Origin of the sequence: Pseudomonas sp. HMSC066A08, from assembly GCF_001813025.1 — a bacterium.
GTDB lineage: Bacteria > Pseudomonadota > Gammaproteobacteria > Pseudomonadales > Pseudomonadaceae > Pseudomonas > Pseudomonas aeruginosa.
In genome coordinates this window covers 1-456 of the sequence record NZ_KV811190.1, presented here as the reverse complement: position 1 = coordinate 456, position 456 = coordinate 1, and the positions used below count along the sequence as shown (strand labels likewise).

The 456-nt window shown below is 50.2% G+C and carries 1 rRNA gene; it reads left to right on the top strand.

Annotation, left to right across the window (positions count from 1 at the left end):
- A 23S ribosomal RNA gene (locus HMPREF2886_RS01440) occupies nucleotides 1-456 on the top strand; the annotation flags it as partial.

Genomic DNA, 456 nt, shown 5'->3' with positions numbered 1-456 from the left:
TTGCTGGAGGTATCAGAAGTGCGAATGCTGACATGAGTAACGACAATGGGTGTGAAAAACATCCACGCCGAAAGACCAAGGGTTCCTGCGCAACGTTAATCGACGCAGGGTTAGTCGGTTCCTAAGGCGAGGCTGAAAAGCGTAGTCGATGGGAAACAGGTTAATATTCCTGTACTTCTGGTTACTGCGATGGAGGGACGGAGAAGGCTAGGCCAGCTTGGCGTTGGTTGTCCAAGTTTAAGGTGGTAGGCTGAAATCTTAGGTAAATCCGGGGTTTCAAGGCCGAGAGCTGATGACGAGTCGTCTTTTAGATGACGAAGTGGTTGATGCCATGCTTCCAAGAAAAGCTTCTAAGCTTCAGGTAACCAGGAACCGTACCCCAAACCGACACAGGTGGTCGGGTAGAGAATACCAAGGCGCTTGAGAGAACTCGGGTGAAGGAACTAGGCAAAATGG